This is a genomic window from Nocardia sp. NPDC058658 (assembly GCF_042716665.1).
GTDB lineage: Bacteria > Actinomycetota > Actinomycetes > Mycobacteriales > Mycobacteriaceae > Nocardia.
Genome location: NZ_JBHXRR010000003.1, coordinates 177492 through 198427, shown reverse-complemented (window position 1 = coordinate 198427; position 20936 = coordinate 177492). Strand labels below are relative to the sequence as shown.

At 68.6% G+C, this 20936-nt stretch carries 20 protein-coding genes and 1 pseudogene; 12 read left to right on the top strand and 9 right to left on the bottom strand.

Annotation, left to right across the window (positions count from 1 at the left end; genetic code table 11):
- Positions 1 to 63: 63 nt before the first annotated feature.
- Complete coding sequence (locus tag ACFWUP_RS08195) at positions 64 to 366, bottom strand: DUF4193 domain-containing protein (protein ID WP_056811237.1); 303 nt, start codon at positions 364 to 366, stop codon at positions 64 to 66.
- A gap of 375 nt (positions 367 to 741) precedes the next feature.
- Here ACFWUP_RS08195 and cei point away from each other — a divergent pair, with 375 nt between their 5' ends.
- Positions 742 to 1425 carry an envelope integrity protein Cei gene (cei, locus tag ACFWUP_RS08190; RefSeq protein ID WP_379232027.1) on the top strand — a complete coding sequence of 228 codons (684 nt, stop codon included), beginning with the start codon at positions 742 to 744 and terminating at the stop codon, positions 1423 to 1425.
- Here the strand turns inward: cei and ACFWUP_RS08185 are convergent.
- The gene (locus ACFWUP_RS08185; RefSeq protein ID WP_379232025.1) at positions 1422 to 2321 is read right to left on the bottom strand and encodes an inositol monophosphatase family protein; all 900 of its coding nucleotides are present in this window, start codon (positions 2319 to 2321) and stop codon (positions 1422 to 1424) included. The two genes, cei and ACFWUP_RS08185, sit on opposite strands and share 4 nt — an antisense overlap.
- Before the next feature lie 96 nt (positions 2322 to 2417).
- Between ACFWUP_RS08185 and ppgK the strand changes: the two genes are divergently transcribed.
- The 3 genes and pseudogenes from ppgK (at position 2418) to ACFWUP_RS08170 (ending at position 5923) form a co-directional block, all read left to right on the top strand.
- The gene (gene ppgK, locus ACFWUP_RS08180) at positions 2418 to 3176 is read left to right on the top strand and encodes a polyphosphate--glucose phosphotransferase (RefSeq protein WP_379232023.1); all 759 of its coding nucleotides are present in this window, start codon (positions 2418 to 2420) and stop codon (positions 3174 to 3176) included.
- A gap of 228 nt (positions 3177 to 3404) precedes the next feature.
- Positions 3405 to 4796 (top strand): annotated as a pseudogene (locus ACFWUP_RS08175) (RNA polymerase sigma factor); the annotation flags it as partial.
- 221 nt (positions 4797 to 5017) lie between these two features.
- The gene (locus ACFWUP_RS08170; protein ID WP_379232021.1) at positions 5018 to 5923 is read left to right on the top strand and encodes an MHYT domain-containing protein; all 906 of its coding nucleotides are present in this window, start codon (positions 5018 to 5020) and stop codon (positions 5921 to 5923) included.
- On the opposite strand, the gene ACFWUP_RS08165 is transcribed toward ACFWUP_RS08170, so the two are convergent.
- Genes ACFWUP_RS08165 through ACFWUP_RS08155 form a run of 3 tightly spaced genes read right to left on the bottom strand, consistent with a single transcriptional unit; the run spans position 5924 to position 8001 of the window.
- Complete coding sequence (locus tag ACFWUP_RS08165) at positions 5924 to 7102, bottom strand: cation:proton antiporter (RefSeq protein ID WP_379232019.1); 1179 nt, start codon at positions 7100 to 7102, stop codon at positions 5924 to 5926.
- Positions 7103 to 7109: 7 nt separating this feature from the next.
- Positions 7110 to 7592 carry a cation:proton antiporter regulatory subunit gene (locus ACFWUP_RS08160; protein ID WP_379232017.1) on the bottom strand — a complete coding sequence of 161 codons (483 nt, stop codon included), beginning with the start codon at positions 7590 to 7592 and terminating at the stop codon, positions 7110 to 7112.
- 37 nt (positions 7593 to 7629) lie between these two features.
- A complete protein-coding gene (locus ACFWUP_RS08155) occupies positions 7630 to 8001 on the bottom strand; it encodes a DUF952 domain-containing protein (RefSeq protein ID WP_379232015.1) in 372 nt (123 codons plus the stop codon).
- Positions 8002 to 8404: 403 nt separating this feature from the next.
- Between ACFWUP_RS08155 and ACFWUP_RS08150 the strand changes: the two genes are divergently transcribed.
- A complete protein-coding gene (locus ACFWUP_RS08150) occupies positions 8405 to 8599 on the top strand; it encodes a hypothetical protein (protein WP_266291007.1) in 195 nt (64 codons plus the stop codon).
- 159 nt (positions 8600 to 8758) lie between these two features.
- Here the strand turns inward: ACFWUP_RS08150 and ACFWUP_RS08145 are convergent, their stop codons facing one another.
- Positions 8759 to 9511, bottom strand: a complete 753-nt coding sequence (locus ACFWUP_RS08145) for a TetR/AcrR family transcriptional regulator (RefSeq protein ID WP_379232013.1) — start codon at positions 9509 to 9511, stop codon at positions 8759 to 8761.
- A gap of 140 nt (positions 9512 to 9651) precedes the next feature.
- On the opposite strand from ACFWUP_RS08145, the gene ACFWUP_RS08140 reads away from it, so the two are divergent.
- From ACFWUP_RS08140 to ACFWUP_RS08130, 3 genes are all read left to right on the top strand, one after another.
- Positions 9652 to 11559, top strand: a complete 1908-nt coding sequence (locus tag ACFWUP_RS08140; RefSeq protein ID WP_379232328.1) for a DEAD/DEAH box helicase — start codon at positions 9652 to 9654, stop codon at positions 11557 to 11559.
- Positions 11559 to 12107, top strand: a complete 549-nt coding sequence (locus ACFWUP_RS08135) for a hypothetical protein (protein ID WP_379232011.1) — start codon at positions 11559 to 11561, stop codon at positions 12105 to 12107. The genes ACFWUP_RS08140 and ACFWUP_RS08135 overlap by 1 nt, the downstream gene beginning before the upstream one ends.
- 240 nt (positions 12108 to 12347) lie before the next feature.
- The gene (locus ACFWUP_RS08130) at positions 12348 to 12827 is read left to right on the top strand and encodes a TetR family transcriptional regulator C-terminal domain-containing protein (RefSeq protein ID WP_379232009.1); all 480 of its coding nucleotides are present in this window, start codon (positions 12348 to 12350) and stop codon (positions 12825 to 12827) included.
- Positions 12828 to 12831: 4 nt separating this feature from the next.
- Here ACFWUP_RS08130 and ACFWUP_RS08125 read toward each other — a convergent pair whose 3' ends face one another.
- On the bottom strand, positions 12832 to 14559 hold the full coding sequence (locus tag ACFWUP_RS08125; protein ID WP_379232326.1) for a DEAD/DEAH box helicase: 1728 nt from the start codon (positions 14557 to 14559) through the stop codon (positions 12832 to 12834).
- Positions 14560 to 14747: 188 nt separating this feature from the next.
- Here ACFWUP_RS08125 and ACFWUP_RS08120 point away from each other — a divergent pair, with 188 nt between their 5' ends.
- A complete protein-coding gene (locus ACFWUP_RS08120) occupies positions 14748 to 15905 on the top strand; it encodes a YihY/virulence factor BrkB family protein (RefSeq protein WP_379232007.1) in 1158 nt (385 codons plus the stop codon).
- Here the strand turns inward: ACFWUP_RS08120 and ACFWUP_RS08115 are convergent.
- The gene (locus tag ACFWUP_RS08115; protein WP_379232005.1) at positions 15872 to 16114 is read right to left on the bottom strand and encodes a DUF3039 domain-containing protein; all 243 of its coding nucleotides are present in this window, start codon (positions 16112 to 16114) and stop codon (positions 15872 to 15874) included. The genes ACFWUP_RS08120 and ACFWUP_RS08115 overlap by 34 nt on opposite strands.
- A 144-nt stretch (positions 16115 to 16258) precedes the next feature.
- On the opposite strand from ACFWUP_RS08115, the gene ACFWUP_RS08110 reads away from it, so the two are divergent.
- Positions 16259 to 16615: a DUF3099 domain-containing protein gene (locus ACFWUP_RS08110; protein WP_379232324.1), complete on the top strand. Its 357-nt coding sequence runs from the start codon at positions 16259 to 16261 to the stop codon at positions 16613 to 16615.
- Between the two features lie 24 nt (positions 16616 to 16639).
- On the opposite strand, the gene ACFWUP_RS08105 is transcribed toward ACFWUP_RS08110, so the two are convergent.
- On the bottom strand, positions 16640 to 17968 hold the full coding sequence (locus tag ACFWUP_RS08105) for an MFS transporter (RefSeq protein ID WP_379232003.1): 1329 nt from the start codon (positions 17966 to 17968) through the stop codon (positions 16640 to 16642).
- Between the two features lie 294 nt (positions 17969 to 18262).
- On the opposite strand from ACFWUP_RS08105, the gene ACFWUP_RS08100 reads away from it, so the two are divergent.
- Both ACFWUP_RS08100 and ACFWUP_RS08095 read left to right on the top strand, forming a co-directional pair.
- Positions 18263 to 19000 carry a VOC family protein gene (locus tag ACFWUP_RS08100; RefSeq protein WP_379232001.1) on the top strand — a complete coding sequence of 246 codons (738 nt, stop codon included), beginning with the start codon at positions 18263 to 18265 and terminating at the stop codon, positions 18998 to 19000.
- Between the two features lie 296 nt (positions 19001 to 19296).
- Positions 19297 to 20796, top strand: coding sequence for a methyltransferase (locus ACFWUP_RS08095; protein ID WP_379232000.1), 1500 nt, complete (start codon positions 19297 to 19299; stop codon positions 20794 to 20796).
- The last annotated feature ends 140 nt before the right edge of the window (positions 20797 to 20936 follow it).

Here is a 20936-nt window from a genome sequence, read left to right as displayed (position 1 = left end):
CCTTGCCTCAGTGCGCGCAGTTCCAATGAGCTGTCCACATTGTGATGTGCGCTCACACCCGCATCACAATGCGCAGTCCATGCAGATGAGCTGTCCACCCTTTTCGGTGGCCAGTCGGCTGCGGTGATGCACGAGGAAACAGCTCGAGCAGGTGAACTCGTCCGCCTGCTTCGGGACCACCCGAACGCTGAGTACCTCGTCGGACAGGTCCGCGCCGGGAAGCTCGAACGATTCCGCTGTATCGGATTCGTCGATGTCCACGACGGCGGACTGCGCCTCGTTGCGGCGGGCCTTCAGCTCCTCGAGCGAATCCTCCGACACCTCGTCGGATTCGGTGCGCCGCGGTGCGTCATAGTCGGTTGCCATGTCGTCTTCCCCTCAGTCCTTACTCCGTATATCCCGGATCAGTCGATTGCCGTAACCCCGCAGGGTTCCGGCGTTCGTACCGCCCCGCCGGTGGTGCACCTCACACGTGCACCGGTCGTCTATCAGGTTCGATCGTCTGGCGATCAACTCCGACAGCGTTCGGTAAACGCAGGACATGCCCTTGTTGTTCCCGCGACCGACCACCGTTTCACCGGTAAAAATTCGATCTGGGCGGGCAGACAATAGCGGACCGAGGCCGATAAGTCGCAATCAAACCCGCGCGGGGCGCAAACCGACGACGAATCGTCACCTGTCGCGGAACTCGCCGAGACCTCCCGGACTCGCGCGCCGCCGCGGGACTCGTAGAGTGAGCGGGTGGTTTCACTGATCACCGAAGGCAGCGCGACTGATCGCGACGGCAAACCCTTTCCGCGGCGGCGGCCCGAGCTCTGGCTCGCGCTCGTCCTCGTGCTGGCTCTGGTGAGCCTGTTCGTCTGGATCACGGCGTTTCGCACCCGTGACGACAGCAACGAACCGATGGCGTGCAACGCGCCGAGCACGCCGACGGCAACCAACGCACCGCAACCCGCGGCGCTCGGCACCCGGGTGGGTCCGACGCGCCTGGCCGAGGTGGACCCGGCGGCCCTGTCGGAGTCGAAGGTGCGGGTGTTCAACGCCAACGGCAAGAGCGGGCAGGCGGGCAACATCGCCTCGGCACTGGCCGACCTCGGCTTTGCCGGCGCGCCGGGGACTCAGGTCGGTAACGATCCGGTCTATGTCAGCGGCGACCTCACCTGCACCGGGCAGATCCGGTTCGGCGTGAACGGCCGACCGGCGGCCGCGTCGGTGCAGCTCGTCGCGCCCTGCGCCGAGCTGATCGAGGACCCGCGCACCGACGACACCGTCGACCTGGTCCTCGGGCAGGCGTTCGGTGAATCGCTGCGCCCCGGCGCCGATGCCGAGGCCGTGCTCCGATCGCTGAAGAACCTGGCCCCCGGCGCCAGCTCGTCCTCGATCGACCCCGATCTGCTCGACGCCGCGCGCGAAGTGAAGTGTTAGTCCGGTAGGGCCGTCGGCGCGCCGACACGATCGAGCAGTTCGTTGAGGTCCTCGGCGATGCCAGGGGCCGCGACGACGGTCAGCTCGCCCGCGGCACCGCCGACGGTGACCGGCGGGACGTGCACGACCGCGCCCGCTTCGGCGGCGATGAGCGCGCCCGCGGCCCAGTCCCAGGCGTTGAGGCCGTGTTCGTAGTAGGCGTCGAGCCTGCCCGAGGCGACGTGACACAGGTCCATGGCGGCGGCGCCGAGGCGGCGGATGTCGCGGATCCGCGGGAGGATCTCGGTGAGCAGCCGGGCCTGACGGGCCCGGCGCGCGCTGCCGTAGGCGAAGCCGGTGGCTACCAGGGCCACCGACAGCGAATCCTCCGTACTGCAGCGCAGAGTCACCCGGGTGCCGTCGGGGCGCACAGCGTGCGATCCAGCACCCAGTGCGGCGCTGTAGGTGGTGGCGGCGGCCACGTCGACCACCGCGCCCGCGACGGGCTTGCCGTCGATCACCGCGCCGACCGAAACGGCGTACCCGGGCAGCCCGTAGAGAAAGTTCACGGTGCCGTCGATCGGGTCCACGACCCAGGTGACGGTGCCGGGGGTGGTGGCGCCGACATCGCCGCCGCCTTCCTCACCGAGAATCGCGTCGGCGGGCCTGCGCTCGGCGAGCAACCCGCGGATCAGCTGCTCGGATTCGGTGTCGACGATGGTGACCGGATCGGTGACGTGACCCTTGGTGGCCACGGCGCCTTCGACGGGTCCGCCGTCGGCGAACACCTCGGGTCTGCGGGCGCGCACATGCGCGGCGGCCGCTTCGGCCAGCTCGACGGCCAGGCGCCGCAACTGGTCGTATTCGGCGGATGTGGCGGGGGCGGTTGCGTTCTCGGGCTCGGTGTATTCGGGCACCCACCCATCGCATCACATGTCGTGGCGCCTCGCTCGAGGGGTGACTACCGCTACTCTCTGTGAGGCACATCGACCGCGTCAGCAAGGGGTTGAACCATGTCCGCTCGGGGGCACGCATTCGGAATCGATATCGGCGGCAGTGGCGTGAAGGGCGCCGTGGTCGATCTGGCCACCGGTCTGCTAACGCATGACCGCATCAAGATCGCGACGCCGCAGCCGTCCACACCCGCCGCCGTCGCCGCGGCGGCGGCCGAACTGGTGGCACAGGCAGGCTGGGAGGGCCCGGTCGGCCTCACCGTGCCGTGCGTGGTGCTCGACGGCCACACCAGAACCGCGGCCAACATCGACCAGGCCTGGATCGGCACCGACGCCCGCGCGCTGTTCACCGCGGCGCTGGGCGGGCGGACCGTCACCGTGCTCAACGACGCCGACGCCGCGGGCCTTGCCGAGGACTCCTACGGCACCGCCCGCGACCTGCACGGGCTGACGCTGCTGCTCACCTTCGGCACCGGCATCGGCTCGGCGCTGCTCTACAACGGCGTGCTCGTTCCCAACTCCGAACTCGGCCATCTCAAGATCGAGGGCGTCGACGCAGAGGATCTGGCCGCGGCCTCGGTCAAGGACAACGAGAACCTCAGCTACCCCGAGTGGGCGCAGCGGGTGAGTCGCGTGTTGCGTCACATCGAGGATCTGTTCTGGCCGAAGGTGATCGTGGCGGGCGGCGGCATCAGCCGCGATCACGAACAGTGGATTCCCTTGCTCACCAACCGAACTCCGGTGATTCCGGCTGTGTTGAAGAACACCGCGGGTATCGTCGGCGCGGCGATGGCCATCGATGCGGGCATCGCGCCGTAGCCCCGCACAGCGGGTGACGCAACGCCTGGGTGGCATCGTGCCATGAGTACCCTGGTTGGATCGTTACAATGGAACACGTCCGGCGGTGAGCCGGTGAAACCTTCCGGCCGCGGCCGGTCGCGAGAAGGTCGGTGAACGAGCGCCGACTTCCCCCGGCCGACGCATCGCCGGTGCAACCCGACCGACCGCTCCGCCGGAAAATCACTCTGGCGTGACGCCGCACGAGACCGTCACGAAAGGGCGTACGTGGTAGCCACGAATACCCGTCAGACCGCCGACTCGGCCTCCGACGCCGATGCCGACGACGCCGTAACCCCGGCCAAGAAAGCGCCGGCCAAAAAGGCCGCCGCCAAAAAGGCCCCGGCGAAGAAGGCCGTAGCCAAGAAGGCGCCGGCGAAGAAGGCTGCCGCCAAGAAGGCTCCGGCCAAGAAGACCGCCGCGAAGAAGGCGACCTCGGGCGAAGGCGGTGAGGAGCAGCTCGACGACGAGTCGGTCGAGGTCGACGATCTCGGTGATCTCGAAGTCGCCGAAGACGAACTCGTCGAGGAAGTCGTCGTCGTCGAAGACGTCGCCGAGGAGACCGCCGAGGTCGCCGAGACCGCGGAGCCGTCCGAGAAGGACAAGGCCTCCGGCGATTTCGTCTGGGACGAGGAGGAGTCCGAAGCGCTGCGTCAAGCACGCAAGGACGCCGAACTCACCGCCTCCGCCGACTCGGTGCGCGCCTACCTCAAGCAGATCGGCAAGGTCGCGCTGCTCAACGCGGAAGAGGAGGTCGAACTCGCCAAGCGGATCGAGGCCGGTCTGTTCGCCGCGGAGAAGATGCGCGAGTTCGCCGAGGCGGGCGAGAAGCTCTCGGTCACCACGCGCCGCGATTTCAACTGGATCGTGCGCGACGGCAACCGGGCCAAGAACCACCTGCTCGAGGCCAACCTGCGACTGGTCGTCTCGTTGGCCAAGCGCTACACCGGCCGTGGCATGGCGTTCCTGGATCTCATCCAGGAAGGCAACCTGGGTCTGATCCGCGCGGTCGAGAAGTTCGACTACACCAAGGGTTACAAGTTCTCGACCTACGCGACGTGGTGGATCCGTCAGGCCATCACCCGCGCCATGGCCGACCAGGCCCGCACCATCCGTATCCCGGTGCACATGGTCGAAGTGATCAACAAGCTCGGCCGGATACAGCGTGAACTGCTCCAGGACCTGGGCCGTGAGCCCACGCCGGAGGAGCTCGCCAAGGAAATGGACATCACGCCGGAGAAGGTGCTGGAAATCCAGCAGTACGCGCGTGAACCCATTTCGCTGGACCAGACCATCGGCGACGAGGGCGACAGCCAGCTCGGTGACTTCATCGAGGATTCCGAGGCGGTCGTCGCGGTCGACGCGGTGAGCTTCACCCTGCTGCAGGATCAGCTGCAGTCGGTGCTGGAAACGCTGTCCGAGCGTGAGGCGGGCGTGGTGCGGTTGCGCTTCGGCCTCACCGACGGCCAGCCGCGCACCCTCGACGAGATCGGTCAGGTCTACGGCGTGACGCGTGAGCGCATTCGCCAGATCGAATCGAAGACGATGAGCAAGTTGCGTCACCCGAGCCGTTCGCAGGTTCTGCGCGACTACCTCGACTAGCGGTTTCTCCACCGTCGGTTTTTCCCCAGCGAGGCCCGTGTCACCCATTCGGTGGTGCGGGCCTCGTTTCTTTTCGTCGCGGTAATCGTTTCGTGATCAACCCCACACCGATGGATTGCACAGTGGTGGACACAGATTGGCAGTCTTCACCGTATTGTCACATCCAGCTTTTCGTTCTACCGCCTCCGGTCTCGCGGTATTTGCATTGAGGGTCTTCGCGCGTGCTCGACATCTATCACTTCAGCTACGGCTGGATCACTCCCGTTCTCGCCTACTTCATGTCGGTGACGGGGTGTCTGCTGGGGCTGCAGTGCGCGGCCCGCGGTCGTAATGCCACCGAGGGACGTGCGGGCTGGCTCATCGGCGCCGCGGTCGCCATCGGCGGAACCGGTATCTGGGTCATGCATTTCATCGCCATGCTCGGGTTCACCATTCGCGGCGCCGATATTCGCTACGACATCCCGTTGACATTGTTCAGTGCGATCACCGCGATGGTGGTGGTCGGGATCGGGCTGTTCATGGTGAACAAACCGCAGCCGACACTGCGTTCGTTGCTCGCCGCGGGCACCATCGCCGGACTCGGTGTCGGGACCATGCACTACACCGGCATGTACGCGATGAAGTCCAGTGCGACAGTGGAATACGACGCGGGGCTCGTGGCGCTGTCGATGGTGATCGCGGTGGTGGCCTCGATCGTGGCGCTGTGGTTCACGTTGCGGGTCAAGGGTTTTCTCGCCACCGTCGGTGCGGCGCTGATCATGGGCGTGGCGGTGTGCGGCATGCATTACACCGGCATGGCGTCGATGCACGCGCACGCCGGACAGCACGGCACGCCGACCAGCGGTGCCGAGGCGATGGAACTGCTGGCGCCGCTGATCGGGGTGAGCAGCATCGTCACGATGCTCGTGTTGATCAGCGTGAGCCTCACTGAGATCGAGAACGAGGAAGCGCTGCCGAGGATGTGGCTGACCTCGCGGCACCGTCCGCGGCCGCGACCGGCCAAGCCCGCACCACCGGTAGCGCAGCCGGTCGCGGCGTCGGTCGCACCGCAGGCTCAGCACGATTACCGCACCGAGGAATTGCGCTACGACGGCGCGGGCGCCTGGCCGCGCCGGGTCGTGGACTGATCAGCTCGACGCGAGTCCCGCACGGCGTCTGACGAATTCGACGACCGGTTCGACCACGCGCGCCGCGATCGGTCCGAGGATCGCCATCAGCAGCACATAGGCCGAGGCGAGCGCGGCCAGTTTCGCGTCGGCCTTGCCGTAGGCGACCGCCAATCCGGCGATGACGATGGAGAATTCGCCGCGCGCCACCAGTGCGGCCCCCGCTCGCGCGCGACCCATTCGCCGGATGCCCTGCTTGCTCGCCGCCCACCAGCCGACCGCGATCTTGGTGGCGGTGGTGACCACGGCCAGCCCGACCGCCCAGGCGAACACCGGTGGGATCGCGGCCGGGTCGATCGACAGGCCGAAGGCGACGAAGAAGATCGCGGCGAACAGATCACGCAGCGGTTCCAGGAGTTTCGCGGCTTCGTGGGCGGTGGAACCGGAGATGGCGATGCCGAGCAGGAACGCGCCGACCGCCGCCGAGACATTGAGCGCCGAGGCCGCCCCCGCCACGAGCAGTGCGGCACCGAGCAATTGGAGCAGGAACACTTCGCGATCGGCGCTGTCGAGGACCGCCGAGACGACCCGCCCGAAGCGCAGCGCGACGACGAGCACGACCGTGATGGTCGCCAGCGCGATCGCAAGGGAGATCATGCCGCTGAGCAGGCTCAATCCCGCCAGCATCATGGTAAGAATCGGCAGGTACACCGCCATCGCGAGGTCTTCGAACACCAGGATCGACAGCACCACCGGGGTCTCGCGGTTACCGAGGCGGCCCAGATCGTCGAGCACCTTGGCCACGATGCCCGACGACGAGATGTAGGTGACTCCGCCGAGCACCACGGCGCCCAGCACACCCCAGCCCAGGATCAGCGCCACCGCCACCCCGGGCAGCGCGTTGGCCACCAGGTCGAGCACGCCGGCCCCCCAGGAGCGCCGCAGCCCGGTCATCAGCTCGGGAGCGGTGTACTCGAGCCCGAGCAGCAACAGCAGCAGCACGACGCCGATCTCGCTCGCCATGTGCCCGAACTCGGTGGCGGCGTGGAGTTCGATGAAACCGCCCTGCCCGAACGCGAGCCCACCCAGCAGGTACAGCGGAATCGGGGACATCCCGAACCGGCCCGCGACCCGTCCGCAGATCCCCAGCGCGAACAAGATCACGCCGAGCTCGAGCAGAGCCAGGGCCTGCGAGGTCACGGCGCCGTCAGCCGTGACCGAGAATCTTCGCGGCCGCTTCCAAGCCGTCCGGGGTGCCGACGACCACGAGCAGATCACCCTCGGTGAAGGTGAAATCCGGGCCGGGTGAGGGGTGCAGCTGACCGGCGCGCATCACCGCGACGATCGAGGTCTTGGTGCGGGTGCGCATGCCGGTCTCGCCGAGGGTGCGTCCCGCGTAGGGCGATTCGTCGACGATCGCGAGCTGGCGGGTGGTGATGCCGGGCAGATCGCGATGGTCGTCGTTGAGTTTGGCGACCAGTTGCGGCGCGCCGAGCAGGTTCGCCAGCACCGACGCCTCGTCGGTGGACAGCGGCACCTGGGCGGCGATGGCGTCCGGGTCGTCGGATTTGGACACGATCAGGTCGATATCGCCGTCGCGGTGGGCCACCACGCCGACGCGGCGCCCCGACCTGACTTCGAAATCCTTACGCACTCCGATGCCCGGTAGCGCTGTGACGTCGACGTTCACCCACTCAACAGTAGACGCGCTCGGTCTCGATTGTGGTCTACGCCACTCCCTCTCGGCGCGGTGTGGTGAACACGCCGTCGGCATCGGGCAGGTACGGCTGCGCGGCCAGCACCGCGGCCACCGGCAGCGGGGCGTACAGGTGCGGGAACAGCATCGACGACGGGTCGGTCGGCACGCCCGGCTCCCACTTCACCTCACCGGTGAACGCCGCCGGGTCCAGCCACAGCACGACCAGGTCGGTGCGCCCGGCGAAGAGCCGGTTGGCGGGCAAATGGACCTGCTCCGGGGTGGACAGGTGCACGAAGCCCGCCTCGGCCAGCGACGGTGGCCTGCGTTCGCCGTCGTTACGAGCTTGTTCCCATTCTTGGGAAGAACACAGGTGAACCAGCGTGTGAGTGTCGGATGTCACGGGTAATCTCCGGGTAGACAACAGGTTCGGACGGTCAGACCCTGTCACAACTCGATCATGTTCGGCCCGGTTCGGTGGTTACGCCCCGTGCGTAACGAGCAACACCGCAGCGAGCGACATATCGGTGAGTAGCAGGATCGAGTGGGAGGTGGCATCAGCGCTTCGCGGGTGATCGGTGGGTGCTCGAGATCCGGATCCGGCAGGTGTTCGCTTTCAGCGAAACCGCAGGTCTGTTATCGAAAACACAAAGATTCACTTCCGGGAACAAAGCCTGAACCCCGAACGTCTGACAGAGTAGTCGTACCACTGCTGGGAAGTAGCGGATGCGAGCCTCGTGGAGTGACCACGGGGCCCACACCTAGGCGAACGGCCACGCAGCGCCGGGAGCCGGGACGGAGGAGTCATGCCAGGAACCCTGACCAGCACCCCACTGACCGCAGTTGATCGTTGCGATCGTTGCGGGGCGGCTGCCCGAGTGCGTGCAGTTCTTCCCGCGGGTGGCGAGTTGCTCTTCTGCCAGCACCACGCGAATGAACACATGGACCGTTTGCGCGAGCTCGAAGCCGTGATAGACACCGACGCAGCGCCCGCGATCTGACCACTCCTCGCGTCCGAAACAACCACATCTGACAACAGAAAACCACCGACAGCGGGCGACCCGAACAGGGCGCCCGCTGTTGCTGTCTTCAGCATCTACCCTGGTCATCGGCGCTGACGCGGGTGCGCGCGCCTCCCGCGGCGTCGCCGTACCCAGCCCTCACACGTCCGCGAGAATCCCCTCGACGAGAAGTGCGACGCCGTAGTCGAACGCGCCGTCCGGGTCGGCGGGAGCCTGGTAGTGCTCACCGGCGGCCGTGCCGATGCGGCCTGCCAGGGGGAATTCGCCGGCGGGCATCACCCGGGCCAGCAGCGGGCCGGTGATCTCCCACCACTGCGCGTCGCTCAGTTGCGCGGCGGCACCCGCGGCCGCGACGGCGAGGCGAGCGTTCCCGGTGGCGAAATCGGTGAGGACCGCGATCGCGCGGTCCATCGCCAGATCGCTCAGGCCGATGCCGTCGATCGCGGCCAGCTGACGTTCGAAGCGGCGCGTCCTGCCCGGCCCGAGGACCTGACGCCACGGCGAGACCTCGAGGAGCCAGGGGTGCGCGATCAGTTCGGCCCTGAGCCCGCCCGCGATGGCGATCATGCGGTCGCGTACCGGCAGGTCGGCCGGGATCGGAGCGTCGGCGGCGGCGACGGCGTCGACCATGAGCACGATCAGGGCGTCCTTGCTGGGGACGTAGGTGTAGAGGCTCATCGCCCGCAGGCCGAGTTCGGCGGCGACCGCGCGGATCGTCAGCTTGGCGATGCCGTCGCGGTCGGCCAGGGTGATACCGGCCGCCACCACGTCGTCGACGGTGAGACCGGGCTTCGGGCCGCGCGCGCCCGGCGTGGACGGCAAGTGGTGGCGCCACAGCAATTCGAGGATCCGGGCGGCCTGTGCGGCGGATTTCGCGTCCTCGTCGGGCACCAGCGGTCCTCTTTCGAAAATGGTTCGAGCGTTGCGGGAACAAACTCAGTACAGTGTACGTTGTTCGATTGTTCTTTCCCCTCGATCACCAGGAGAATGTTCTGCCCGCACTTCAGGCCACCTATCTCCCCGACCGTCACCTGTTCGCGCTGTGGACCTGGACCGGACACCAAGCCGGGCCCGCGCCGACGGGAATCGGCGATCCGGAACAGCTCACCCTCGCGCTGCCGATCGGCGAGCGGGGGGCGATCGAACCTGTCGAGGTCGCGACCGCGGTGGTGACAGCCACCGAACTCGCGGGCGTCGTCGGCGAACTCGCGCCGTCGGCTCTGGCTTGGCGTGCCTTGCTTGCCCCGACCGACACCAGCGCTGCCCGTCGGCAGGCCGAGGACGCTTCGCGCACCTCGCCGACCTCGTCAGGCGGGGTAGTCGGGGGTCCGGCAGGCACACATGCCGCGTCGACCGACGCGGTGGGCGCCACACTGCCCGATGCCGTTGCCGATGCGGTGGGCTCCCCACGGCCGGTCGCCGCGCATGCCGTTCCCGACACGCTGCCGATCGCCGCGCATGCCGTTCCCGATGCGGTCGGGACCGCGATTGTGTCGGCCGAGCGGGCTGCGCGGGTGTTGCGCGAGACGCAGGCGCTCGACGGGGAGCTCGCGGGGGTTCTCGATGCCACGCTGCGGCCCTATCAGGTGCGCGGGGTGGGGTGGTTGCGCGAGACGGTCGCGGCCTATGGCGGGGCGGTGCTGGCCGATGAGATGGGTCTCGGGAAGACGGTGCAGACGATCGGGTTCCTGCAGGGGCGTGCCGACGGGCCGCAGCTGGTGGTGTGTCCGACCTCGCTGGTCGGCAACTGGGTGCACGAGATCGGTCGGTTCGCGCCGGGGTTGAAGGCGGTGTCGTGGCGTGGTGGCGCGGTGAACGCCGGGGCCGGGGCGGTTGTCGTGACCGGGTATCCGACGCTGCGGCTGCACGGGGCGGCACTGACCGGACAGCAATGGGCGACGGTGGTGTTCGACGAGGCGCAGGCGTTGAAGAATCCGCGCACGCAGGTGTCGAAGGCGGCGCGGACGTTGAGCGCCGACGCGAAGGTCGCGTTGACCGGCACGCCGGTGGAGAACCACCTCGACGAGCTGTTCGCGCTGCTCAATCTCACCGTGCCGCGACTGTTCGCGCATCGCACGCAGTTCCGGCGCCGGTTCGTGCGGCCGATCGAGGAGGGGTCGGCCACGGCGGCGGCGCGGCTGCGCGATGCGGTCGAGCCGGTGGTGTTGGGACGCAAGAAGCTTCAGGTGGCGGCGTCGCTGCCCGCGAAGATCCACAGCGATCTGCTGTGCGATCTCACCGCCGAGCAGGAACGGGTGTACGACGCGGTGCTCGCCGAAGCTCTCGACGAGGGATTCGGCACCGGCCTGCAACGCCAGGGACGCGTGCTGGCCGCGCTGACCCACCTCAAACAGGTGTGCAACCACCCCGGTCTGGTGTCCGGTGACCTGGACGAAATCGCCGGGCGCTCAGGCAAACTCGACCTGTGCACCGACATCGTGGCCACCAATCTCGACACCGGTGACCCCACGCTGATCTTCACCCAGTACCGCAAGACCGGCGACCTGCTGGTGCGCCACCTCGCCGAACAATTCGGGATCGAGGCGCCGTTCTTCCACGGCGGGCTCGACGCCGGCCAGCGCGGCGACCTCGTCACCCGCTTCCAGGCACCGGACGGTCCGCCCGTGCTGATCCTGAGCCTGCGTGCCGCCGGTACCGGTCTCACCCTCACCCGGGCGGCCGACGTGATCCATTTCGATCGCTGGTGGAATCCGGCGGTGGAGGCCCAGGCGTCGGACCGGGCGCACCGGATCGGGCAGACCCGCACCGTCACCGTCACCACCCTCACCAGCGCCACCACGGTCGAGGAACACATCGCGGCGATGCACACCCGCAAGTCCGCGCTCACGGACCTGTCCGACGCCGCCGGCATCGCCGAACTTGCCCGCCTCGACGACGACGCCCTCGTCGACATCCTGCGCCGGAAGCGAGAGAACTGATGCCCGACAACGAATTCGGTTATACCCCATGGGGTATGGACTGGGTGCGCCTGGCCGAACCGCTACGCCAGACCCGTCCCGAACCCCTGCTGCCCCGCGCCCGCAGCATCGCCCGCAACGACGGTGTCCGCCTCGAGATCGAGGGTCGAACGGTGCGCGCGCACCTGCATCGCGGCGGTCAGGCCTCGATCGCGCACGTCGAAGTGGCGCCGCTGTCGCGAGCGGCGGTGACCGCGATCGGTCACACGATCACCGACCCGACCGTCCTCACCGACGAGATGCACCGCGCCCTGCTCGACGCGGGCCACTCCCCCGCCCCGACCTTGATGAGCACCGACTGTTCCTGCTCGGCGCGGACCGCCCGCTGCGTACACGTGTTCGCGACGCTGTACACGATCGCCCGCAGGATCGACGAGAATCCGCGCCTCGCACTGGAATTGCAGGGCTACTTCGACGCGACCGCCGAATCCGACACTCCCGCCCAGGAATCGCGCTGGACTGCCCTGCACACCCTCGACCCGGCCGACTTCTTCGACGCCGCTCGCTAGGCGCGAGACTTCCTCGAGCGCAACGGGTTATCCGCGAACCGGCCGCGGCCTGGATCATCCAGTTCGATTCGGGCCCGACCGAACACGGCCCGGACGACGGCCATTTCGTGACCGCGCTCAGCGAAGCCGCGCCCAGGAGCCCTGTTCCGCGCCGCCGTCGAGCTCTACGGCCGCACCGAGGGTTCACACACCGCAAGGGCACTGCGCGAGCAACCCACCGCCTACGCCGCGATCGAGGCGATGCTGCGCGACAACATCGCCACCTACACCGAGCCCGGCCTGCCGAACGGCTGCATGGTGGTCCTCGCGGGCGCGACCTACGCCTCCCGCACCGCGCCGATCCGCGAATTCCTCATCGAAGCCCGCCGCCACACCACAGCCGACATCCGCGCCCGGCTCGACCGCGGCGTCACCGACGGCGACCTCGCCCCCGATACCGACACGGCATCGCTGGCCATGCTCTACAGCACTGTGCTGTACGGACTGTCGATCCAGGCCAGGGACGGCGTCAGCGCCGACGAACTGAGCCAGCCGTCGACAGCGCCATGCTGCCGCTCGACGCTGCGAGTCGTTAGGCACGGCGCGTCACTCGACGGCCGCGCGTCACTCGACAATGCGCGCAGCAATTCGGGCCGGGAGGGCTCGCGACCGCCAACCCGGCGAGACGAATCGCACGCGAGGCATGAGACATCGCGGCGCAACCTGGAGCGGCCCCGGTGATCTCTCAGAGTCGACGTAACGCCGCGATGCGTTCGCCCAGTTGGTCCACGCTCGCCAAAGCTGTTGGCGGACCGCCACATTCGCGACGGAGTTCGCCGTGGATCACGCCGTGCGGTTTGCCGGTGCGGTGGTGGTGCATGGCGACGAGGCTGTTGAGTTCGCGGCGCAGTTCGCCCAGTTTGTCGGAGGTGGCGACGCGTTCGGCGACGGCGGGGGGTGGCACGGCGGCCTCGGCGGCAGCGCTGCGGTCGGCGAGTTGGCGAGTCTGGCGGTCGCGGAGCAGCGCGCGCATCTGGTCGGCGTCGAGCAGACCGGGGATGCCGAGGTAGTCGGCTTCCTCGTCGCTGCCCGCGATGGTGGAGGTGCCGAAGGAGGATCCGTCGTAGATCACCTGGTCGAGTTCGGCGTCGGCGGCGAGTGCGACGAAGGACTTCTCGTCTTCGCCCGGCTCGTCCTTGGCCTTGTTCGCGTCGATCAGCAGCTCGTCGTCGAGGCCCTCCTTCACGCGATGCGGCTTGCCGATGACGTGGTCGCGCTGCAGCTCGAGCTGGGCGGCCAGGTCGAGCAGCACCGGCACCGACGGCAGGAACACACTCGCCGTCTCGCCGGGCTTGCGCGCACGCACGAAACGGCCGATGGCCTGGGCGAAGTACAGCGGCGTCGAGGCACTCGTGGCGTACACGCCGACGGCCAGGCGCGGCACGTCGACACCCTCGGACACCATGCGCACCGCGACCATCCACGGCTGGGTGCCCTTGCCGAACTCGCCGATGCGCTGCGAGGACTGCGGGTCGTCCGACAGCACCACCGTTGGCCGCTCACCGCAGATGTGTTCGAGCAGTTCGGCGTAGTCGCGGGCGCGTTCCTGATCGGTGGCGATCACCAGACCGCCCGCGTCGGGCATCCCGGAGGCGCGCAGCTGACGCAGGCGCATGTCGGCCGCGCGCAATACCGCCGAGATCCAGTCACCGGCCGGATCGAGGGCGGTGCGCCATGCACGCGCGGTGTGCTCGGCGCTGAGTGGTTCGCCGAGGCGGGCGGTGTGTTCCTCGCCCGCGCTGTCACGCCAGTGCGCGTCGCCGGAATAGGCCAGGAACACCACCGGACGCACGACGCCGTCGGCGAGCGCGTCGGCATAGCCGTAGGAGTGGTCGGCGCGCGAACGCGGGAAACCGCCCTCATCGGGCTCGTAGGTGACGAACGGAATCTTCGAATCGTCGCTGCGGAACGGGGTTCCGGTGAGCGCCAGACGCCGCGTCGCGTCGCCGAACGCCTCCTCGGTCGCCTCGCCCCAGGTCTTGGCGTCGCCCGCGTGGTGGATCTCGTCGAGGATCACCAGCGTGCGCCGGTTCTCGGTGCGCACCCGGTGCCGGGTGGGGTGGGCGGCGACCTGCGCGTAGGTCACCACGACGCCGTGATAGTCACCGGAGGTGCCGCCGGTGGAGTTGGAGAATCGCGAGTCGAGCTGGATGCCGGTGCGCGCGGCCGCGGCGGCCCACTGGTGCTTGAGGTGTTCAGTGGGGGCGACGACGGTGATCTGATCCACCGTACGATCGGCCAGCAACTCCGCGGCTACCCGCAGCGCGAAGGTGGTCTTACCGGCGCCGGGTGTCGCGACCGCGAGGAAGTCGCGCGGCTTGGTGGCCAGGTACTTCGTGAGTGCGCGCCGCTGCCAGGCGCGCAACGAACCCGAGGGGGCACCTCCCGCGGCAGTTTCGCCCGGTGTCCCCACTTGCTTCGCCGTAGCGGCACCACCCGACCCAGTCACGCAGTCGACCCTAGCCGCCCGATGCGGCGTGTCGCCAAACCGACGCGGGGTGGGCGACAGGCATCACATCAGCACCCGTGGTCACCGGCCATTTACCTGTTACCCGCCGACACGATGCCCGACCCGCACCCCACAGACCGCCGACGTGGGAGATGCTTGACAGCGAGATGAACAACGACCAGGTACCGGCCGCCGACGCGGTGCACACGCCGCCGCACCCGCCCGGCGACACGCCCGCACGCCCCGTGGCGGGAGCGCACGCCGTCGGGCAACGCCGCAGCGATCGCGCGCGGTGGATTCGATGGCTGGCGACCGCGTGGCGACTTTTCGTGCGGGTCTGCGTCAAGTGCTGGGACGACTCGATTTTCACCAAGTCCGCCGCCGCCGCGTTCTGGCAGACGTTGTCGCTGGCGCCGTTGTTGCTCGGCATTCTGGGCAGTCTCGGCTATGTGGGCGGCCTGTTCGGGCCCGACACCCTGCAGGTCGTGGAGGCGAAGATCATCGCCTTCAGTCGCGAGTTCTTCAGCCCGTCGGTGGTCTCGGATCTGATCGAACCGACCGTCGACGATGTGCTCGGCAAAGGCCGCGGTGCGGTGGTGTCGGTGGGTTTCGTGCTGTCGCTGTGGGCCGGGTCCTCGGCCATGTCGACCTTCGTCGACGCCATCGTCGAGGCGCACGAGCAGCAGGATGCCCGGCATCCGATCTGGCAGCGGATCTTCGCGCTGGTCCTGTACGTCCAGTTCCTGGTGGCAGCAGTGTTGATTCTGCCGGTGATCGCGCTGGGGCCCGTGCGGATCGGGCGGGTGCTGCCCGAGTCGTGGCGGGAGCCGGGATTGCGGCTGATCGACACGTTCTACTACCCGATCGTCGGGCTGCTGTTGATCGTCGGGCTGACCACGCTCTACAAGTTGGCCCTGCACAAGTCGCTGCCGTGGCATCGGCTCTTCGGCGGTGCGCTGGTGGCCGGGGTGTTCTTCATGGCGGCGAGCGAGCTGCTGCGCCGGTATCTGTCGTCGATCAGCGCCACCGGCGTCAGCTACGGCGCGCTGGCCACCCCGATCGCGTTCCTGCTGTTCACCTATTTTCTCGGCTTCTCGGTGATCCTTGGCGCGGAGTTCAACGCCGCGGTGCAGGAGTTCTGGCCCGCGCGGGCCACCCGGATCGAGCAGGTGAAGGAATGGATCACCAGCCAGGTGCGTGGTGATGACGACGACGAGCACGACGAAACCGCCGGTGCCTCGGTGGAGGCACCGGCGTCACCAGCCGAGCCGTCAGCTCAGTCGTCGCCGCCCTTGCGCAAGCCCTCGTAGACCTTCTTGCAGTCCGGGCACACGGGCGAGCCGGGCTTGGCCGAACGCGTCACCGGGAAGACCTCGCCGCACAGGGCGACGACCATCGTGCCCATCACGGCACTTTCGGCGATCCGGTCCTTCTTCACGTAGTGGAAGAATTTGGGGGTGTCGTCGCTGGTCGTTTCGTCGGTCGTGGTTTCCGGGCGTACCAGAGTGTCTGTACTCACGCCTTCCATGATGCCGCATGCGTGGGCCGGCTCGCTGACCAGCCGCGTGTGCGCTCGCTGACGTCGAGTGGGAGACTCGGGGGTATGCAGTCTCACGGCGATGTCCCAGGCGCCGACGAATCGAAGCCTGACCCGGAAGTCACGATGCCCGCCGAGCCGAAGCCCTCGCGTGGGTTCTTCCGTGATGCCTCCGCCGAACACGCCGTGCTGATCACCGAGGCCGCGCCCTCCCTGGACGACCAGCATCGCGCCAGGGTGCGCCGCTACACGTTCATCATGGCCTTTCGTATTCCCTGCCTGATCCTGGCCGCGGTCGCCTACAGCGCGTTCGAGAACCCGCTGCTGTCGATCCTGATCATCGCCGCCTCGGTGCCGCTGCCGTGGATCGCGGTGTTGATCGCCAACGACCGCCCGCCGCGCACCAAGGACGAGCCGAGTCGTTGGGACGGCCGCGACAATCAGATCGCACTGGAATCGGGACACCGCAAGGCTGTGGAATAAGCGGCTGGCGCCGCGGGTGTTCGGCTATACGACGATTTTGGGTCTGCGGATCAGGATCGACATGATCGCCGCTATCCCGCAGAGGGCTCCTGCCACGTACCAGGCGAGGTCGTAGGAACCCTGTAGATCGCGGATGAAGCCCGCACCGGTGGCGGCGATGGCACTGCCCACCTGGTGGGCGGCGAAGACCCAGCCGAAGGCGATGGGGCCGTCGGCGCCGAAGAGTTCGCGGCACAGCATCACCGTCGGCGGGACGGTCGCGATCCAGTCCAGGCCGTAGAACACGATGAACACCCACATGCTGGGCTGGGTGTGCGGGCCGAGCAGCGACGGCAGAATCAGCAACGACAGGCCGCGCAGCGAGTAGTAGCCGAGCAGTAGATATCGCGGGTCCACCCGGTCCGACAGCCAGCCCGAGGCGATGGTGCCCGCCACGTCGAAGACGCCGACCAGCGCCAACAGCCCGGCCGCGGTGGTCGGTGGCATGCCGTGATCGTGTGCCGCAGTGACGAAATGGGTGCCGACGAGGCCGTTCGTCGAGGCACCGCAGATCGCGAAACCGCCTGCCAGCAGCCAGAATCCGGGTCGGCGCGCGGCCGAGGCCAGCACCTTCAGTGCCCGGTTGGCCCCGCCCGTGGCCGGAACACGCTCGCCCGCATCCGAATCCGCGGGGGCGCCGTACGCGCGCACACCGACATCGCTGGGGTAGTCGCGCACGAACAGCCACACCAGCGGCACCACCGCCAGCGCGACCGCCGCCACGATCAGGGACGGCAATCGCCACCCGTGTGCGTGGGCCAGCATCGACACCACCGGCAGGAATATCAGCTGACCGGTGGCGCCCGCGGCGGTGAGCACGCCGGTGACCAGGCCACGGCTGCGGACGAACCACCGTCCGGTGATGGTGGCGACGAACGGCATGGACATCGATCCGACGCCGATACCTACGAGGAGTCCCCAGGTCGCCACGAGCTGCCAGGCCTGGGTCATGAACACCGTCAGCCCGGCGCCGGCGGCGATCAGCACCAGCGCCGAACACACCACCTTGCGGATGCCGAAACGGTCCATCAGCGCGGCGGCGAACGGCGAAATGAGTCCGTAGAGCAGCATATTCAGGGATACGGCGGTGGAGATCGTCGCGTGTGACCACCCGAATTCGGTGTGCAGCGGCTCGATGAGCACGCTCGGGACCGAGCGGAAGGCGGCAGCGCCGAGCAGGGCCACGAAACCGACGCCCGCCACGATCCAGGCGGGGTGGAGTCGGCGGCGCGTGTCGGTGACCGATGACGGTGCGGGTGTGAGGTCGCCAGGTTCGTCGCCGGTGGGCGGCAGGGGCGCACGTAAATCGGTCACTCGCCCAGCGTGCCGGATCACGCCCGCGCGAGCGAGTGGCCGGTGTGACATGTTTCGCCAATATCCTGCCACCGAGCAGTCATGTCGCCCGGTCACTGAGCGTGCTCGAGGTCAGCGCGCACGCTGCGGTGACCCGCCTTCGCACGCGGCACCCGTTCGCCGCTGTCGACAAGACCGTCGACAGCGGAGCCCGGGCGGCCTACCGTTCGGACAGGACCACTTGCGCTGCCCTACAGGCCAACCGGATTCGGCCGATGGATCGGCGGGTGCTCCTCTTATCGGAAGGGAGACAGCATGATTCGCTGGACCTGGGCGTTCCTCGACCGGCCCGTCGAGACATTCGGCGCGTGCGCGCAGTTCTGGGCGACGGTCACCGATTCCACCATGTCGGCACCGCGCGGCGAGCACGACGAGTTCGTGACGCTGCTGCCCGCCACCGGGCCCGCCTGGATCAAGATGCAAGCAGTCGGTGACGACGGCGGCATCCACCTGGACCTCGATGTCGACGACATTCCCGCGGCGGTGGCGACCGCGACCGGCCTCGGCGCCCGCGTCGTCGCCGAGATGCCCGACTTCACCGTGCTGGAATCGCCTGCCGGACAGACGTTCTGCCTCACTCCGGCCGCCGCGGACGCGGGCCTCGGTCCGGCGCCGGTCACGGTGTCGACCGCACCCGACGGCACCGTGACCCGCCTCGACCAGGTCTGCCTCGACCTGTCCCCCACCGACATCGACGCCGACACCGCCTTCTGGCAGGCACTCACCCACTGGACGCACAAGCCCGGCCGCCGCCCCGAGTTCTCCCGCCTACGCGGCCCCGACCAGCCGGTGCACTTCCTGCTCCAGCGCCTCGACGACCCGGGCCCGGCAGGCGCCCACGCCGACCTGGCCTCGTCGAACATCACCGCCACCGCCGCCTGGCACGAATCCCTCGGCGCGACCCGAGTCACCGACGCCGAACACTGGATCGTCCTGCGCGACCCCGGAAACGCGCTGTACTGCGTGACTTCCAGGGATCCCTACACCGGCTGAGCCACCGTTGGCCATCGACCTGACGCAAAGACCGTCGATGCGCCCATCCGACGCGACGCCATTCCGTGTAGCCGAGCCGAGCAAGCAGCAGCCGTCACAGCCACCCCGACACGCACAGCAGGTCCGGCAGGGCTGCCGGTATCCGACCGAACCGCATTCGCGCCGCACCGAGCCGCGCGATCGTCGTCCGCCTCGGCCACCGCGACGCGAGGTCCGCGCGCGGCGACACAGCGCCAACTGGTCGATCGCAGCGCTCGCGGTCCTGGCACAGTAGTCGGGTGCCTATGAACCCGACGATGAACGATTCCCTGCTCACCGCGTTGTGCCCGGACCTGCGTACCGCGCTGATCCGGGTCGGTTACGACGCCGACACGCTGGTCGAAGCGTTGGGCCCGGATGTGCATGCGGCACTGGGGCGTTCGGAACCGGTGCCGGTGCGCAGGGCCGCACGCGCGGCGGGCGACCTCGGCACGCTGGTGCGGTTGTTGCTACTCGGGGATGCGCTGCCCGAGCGTGACGTGGCCGCCGCGCTGGCGCCGGTTCGGGTCGACGACGCCGTCGCGGCGGGGCTGCTCGCGCGCGACGGTGACGAGGTCAGGGCCGCACTGGATCTGCGTCCGCTCGACGCGGGCGCGGGGACCCGATGGATCCTGTCCGATCTCGACGACTCGATGCGGCGTCGCACGCTCACCTCCGATCATGTGCTCGGCGTCGGGCACGCATCGCTGTCATTGCTGCGGGCGACACCGACCGAACCGGTCGGCACCGTGCTGGATCTGGGCACCGGGTGCGGTGTGCAGGCCGTGCACGCGGCCGGTTACGCGGGCCGGGTCACCGCCACCGACGTCAACGCGCGGGCGCTGTGGCTGGCACAGGCCACCGCCGCGCTCAACGAACTCGACATCGAACTGCTCGAGGGGTCCTGGTTCGAGCCGGTGGCCGGGCGGCGCTTCGACCAGATCGTGGCCAACCCGCCGTTCGTGGTCGGCCCGGCGCGCATCGAGCACACCTACCGCGACTCAGGGCTCGCCCTCGACGGTGCGAGCGAACTGGTCATCGGCACGGCGCCCGAGCTGCTGGCGCCCGGCGGGACGGCGGCCATGCTCGCCGCCTGGGTCCACGTCGACGGACAGGACTGGCGTCAACGGGTGTCGAGCTGGTTGCCCGCGCACGGCGTCGACGCGTGGGTCGTCCAGCGCGATGTCGCCGATCCGGGCCTCTACGTCGGCACCTGGCTGCGCGACGCGGGCCTCGACCCCCGCGACCCGGCCGCCCAGGAACAGGCGGCCCGGTGGCTCGACGCCTTCGAAGCCGCCGATGTGGAAGGTGTCGGGTTCGGGTTCGTCTATCTGCGGGCGATCGACGGCCCCACCGAGCTCCTCGCCGAGGACCTCACCCACGGCTTCGACGACCCGCTCGGCACCGAGGTGGCGGGTTACTTCGCGCGGTCGGCATGGCTGCGCGCGGTGGCCGCCGACGAGAACATCGCGTGGACTTCGCGTTTCGCGCCGAGCCCGGCGACCGCGCTGGAACGGGTGTACCTGCCCGGCGAGTTCGGCTGGACCGAGCAGGTGGCCCGGCTGCATCGCGGCGACGGTCCGCGGTGGCAGCACGAGGTCGACGAGTCCACGGTCGCGCTGGTCGCGGGAATGCGGCCCGACGGGCTGCCGTTGTACGAACTGATCGAACTTCTCGCCCTCGCCGACGGAGCCGAGCAGGTCACGCCGGAATTCGCCGCCCAGGCACTCGGTGTGGTCGCCGGACTGGTCCGGCACGGATTGGTGCGGCCCGTCTGAGCCGCCCCGCGGTGGGGACGAGTTCCGACCACGGCACCCTTCTCAGGAACTTCTCAGCCGTTGGGGTCCGAACCAGCAGCTCAGAGCGGTTTACCGCGCACGAGATCGGGAACTTTCTCTAAGTCGGGTCCGTTGATCGG

What these genes read in the sequence shown, in the direction of transcription:
- ACFWUP_RS08110 (WP_379232324.1), top strand. Translation starts at nt 16,259, where the DNA reads ATGCCCGCCGAGCCGAAGCCCTCGCGTGGGTTCTTCCGTGATGCCTCC.
- ACFWUP_RS08095 (WP_379232000.1), top strand. Translation starts at nt 19,297, where the DNA reads ATGAACGATTCCCTGCTCACCGCGTTGTGCCCGGACCTGCGTACCGCG.
- ACFWUP_RS08120 (WP_379232007.1), top strand. Translation starts at nt 14,748, where the DNA reads ATGCTTGACAGCGAGATGAACAACGACCAGGTACCGGCCGCCGACGCG.
- ACFWUP_RS08130 (WP_379232009.1), top strand. Translation starts at nt 12,348, where the DNA reads ATGCTGCGCGACAACATCGCCACCTACACCGAGCCCGGCCTGCCGAAC.
- ACFWUP_RS08100 (WP_379232001.1), top strand. Translation starts at nt 18,263, where the DNA reads ATGATTCGCTGGACCTGGGCGTTCCTCGACCGGCCCGTCGAGACATTC.
- ppgK (WP_379232023.1), top strand. Translation starts at nt 2,418, where the DNA reads ATGTCCGCTCGGGGGCACGCATTCGGAATCGATATCGGCGGCAGTGGC.
- ACFWUP_RS08135 (WP_379232011.1), top strand. Translation starts at nt 11,559, where the DNA reads ATGCCCGACAACGAATTCGGTTATACCCCATGGGGTATGGACTGGGTG.
- ACFWUP_RS08150 (WP_266291007.1), top strand. Translation starts at nt 8,405, where the DNA reads ATGCCAGGAACCCTGACCAGCACCCCACTGACCGCAGTTGATCGTTGC.
- ACFWUP_RS08195 (WP_056811237.1), bottom strand. Translation starts at nt 366, where the DNA reads ATGGCAACCGACTATGACGCACCGCGGCGCACCGAATCCGACGAGGTG.